Genomic DNA, 2,401 nt, shown 5'->3' with positions numbered 1-2,401 from the left:
CGGGTTGGTCGTTGTCTCCGGCAATCACCACTTTTCTGGCGGCGTGTTTGAACAGCAGGTAATCCTGGCTGCGCAGTTGCTTGCCCTCAAACGCTACCTCCCTCCCCTGCTTCAACTGCCCCCACAACGGCCCTCTGGGAATGCCGTGCCGATCCAATTTATCCACATCCAGGGCGGCCTCCACGTTGCGCTCGGTGAATGTATAGGCGTAGCACGGCACGCGATGGGAAAGCGCACACGGTTCCACCGCCATGTTCTCGAACTCGATGCTGGGCAGGTCATCGGCGCAGATGAACTCCAGCGCGAAGGGCAGGCAGAGCTGGGTGACCGCACAGGTGGCTTCCAGCCAGGCTTGGATACCCTTGGGTGCCACAAGGGTCAGCGGCGCCGTGCGCCCACCCATGGCCGCACTGGCCAGAATGCCCGGCAGCCCGTAGCAGTGGTCGCCGTGCACATGGGTAATCAAAATGGCCTTCAGCGAATGAAACGACAGCCTGGTGTGCAACACCTGATGCTGAGTGCCCTCCCCGCAATCGACCAGATACCAGCCCTTGCCCTTGCTCTCTTGCAAGGCGATGGCAGAGACGTTGCGTTGTTTGGTAGGCACACCGGCGGAAGTGCCGAGGAAAAGTAGGTTCATAACTTGCTCGTAACCACGCCTATACACTCCCTTTACAATTAAAACAATAAACATCATCCAGCCAAACTTAAACCACTGCACTTTTAAAATAACTAACAAACCTAACTAACCCCTATATACATACTGTAAATGCGGCTGATGCAATATGTGATTATAGCAATTAGCATGAAGACAAGAATAACGTTTCCAGCTGCACCCAAGGAACAGCTTTTATTAGCACTTTAGCGCAGCGAGTAATAAAAAATACGGTTTTTGACATTACATTGGAAGCAATTACTATGCACTTAGCTTATATTCTTCAAGCGAGACCGCATTTTCTATATCTGTCTTGTATGAACGTAGCAAATAAAGTATTTCATCTGCTAACTCTCGAAACCCTTCTGAGTCGACATCTAAATATTCACCATGCGCTATATGGTTTCTCCTGTTCAACAAACTCTCGTCGATGAGGTGGTACCTGGATTCATAACCTTGAGTATCAATACCAATGGACTTAGCAATATTAGCAAATACCTTTGAACTCAAGTTAAATTCAGTCCGAATCGCCGATTCAATTTTCAGCTTCGCTCTTTCATCAAGCTCATCCCGTAAAAAATCTAAAGTAGCGATAGAGACAGAAGAATCTTTAGAACTAACCAAATCATTAATTCTTCTTTTAACACCAAAAACTACAAAGCAAGACTTCAGCTCTCTATAAGTTAATGACTGTCCATTTACGTAGTCTAAGTAGTGCGTTGATGCGTTTTTTATAAAACCTTCCCAATGTCCATACAACAAAGGTATTGCAGCTCTGACGGCTGTGTTTCTGCTGAGCTTATCAGACGACCGAACAACAATCTTTAAATTTGCAATTTCTTTCAATCGCCATGAAAACTCACCATCCAAGATAGTTTGAAGCTGGTCAATCGTTCTAATTTTACTCATGGCTTGAAGAAACCTTTAGCCATTGGAAGGAGCTTTGAAAGGCGTGTTGTCCCTCTCACTCCTGCACCAGAATTTTTCTCGAAAACAGGGTCAGTCCAAAGCTCCTTCGCTCTAGAAATGACAAACTCCTTTTGATCGCTTCTACCCTGATTAGTAATTTCATCGATATTTTGAGAAACACCAAAGGCAATAGTTTCATAAAGTGACATTAAGAACTTCCCACTAAACTTATTACCATCCCAGCGTTTAAATGCTTTATCACTCAGTGACTCATTTAGCAAGCTGAATGTTTTATCGAACTCTTCCTCCTCTTTTTCCCAATCAATTTCTTCATTCTTAGATATTTCTACCAGCGCAGAGTCAAGGTACTCATGAACATCTAAACCATTTGTATAAGGGTGGTGCTTAAATGCAAAATATCTAAGAACAAGTTCAACCCCTGCCTGCTTTTCTACAGCGCTCTCTGTTTGATTTGTCGTTTCAACAAAATCATCATTTTTGGAAAGCTTAATCAAAAGATTATACAAATCAGGATTAATCATAACAGCGATACAATTTCTAACTTCCTGCTGTGATAGTTGTGCACCCCCTGTATTTAAACGCTGAAAAAGCTCATACTTGGCATTTTCATCACTTTCTTTAAGCAAAATCTCAACGCGTATCCTAGCCCGTTTCACCTGCATTTGCATCGATTTATCAATCGCAGCATCCCCGTCTACCCATACCTGCCATCGCTTATCAGATAGGCTTGGCAAAAACTTAGTCCCCTCAAGTGTACTGGGCTCTACTTTCTTGCCTTCTGGGTCTTTTAAAATCCCTGTAAACTCTAAAATAGTT

At 44.1% G+C, this 2,401-nt stretch carries 3 protein-coding genes; all 3 read right to left on the bottom strand.

The genetic code is table 11. From position 1 onward, the window contains the following. The coding region (locus B7L72_RS15055) for an MBL fold metallo-hydrolase (protein ID WP_081195303.1) at positions 1-640 on the bottom strand (640 nt) is incomplete at its 3' end. Between the two features lie 276 nt (positions 641-916). After that, entirely contained in the window at positions 917-1,564 is a 648-nt protein-coding gene (locus tag B7L72_RS15050; RefSeq protein WP_081195301.1) for an MAE_28990/MAE_18760 family HEPN-like nuclease, read from the bottom strand. Further along, positions 1,561-2,401: hypothetical protein (locus B7L72_RS15045; protein ID WP_081195724.1), on the bottom strand; the 841-nt coding region annotated here is incomplete at its 5' end. The genes B7L72_RS15045 and B7L72_RS15050, both read right to left, overlap by 4 nt.

The organism is Halomonas sp. BC1 (genome assembly GCF_002078135.1).
Lineage (GTDB): Bacteria > Pseudomonadota > Gammaproteobacteria > Pseudomonadales > Halomonadaceae > Vreelandella > Vreelandella stevensii.
The sequence above is the reverse complement of the archived record's forward strand: the minus strand, read 5'-3'. Positions and strand labels throughout refer to the sequence as shown.

What these genes read in the sequence shown, in the direction of transcription:
- B7L72_RS15050 (WP_081195301.1), bottom strand. Translation starts at nt 1,564, where the DNA reads ATGAGTAAAATTAGAACGATTGACCAGCTTCAAACTATCTTGGATGGT.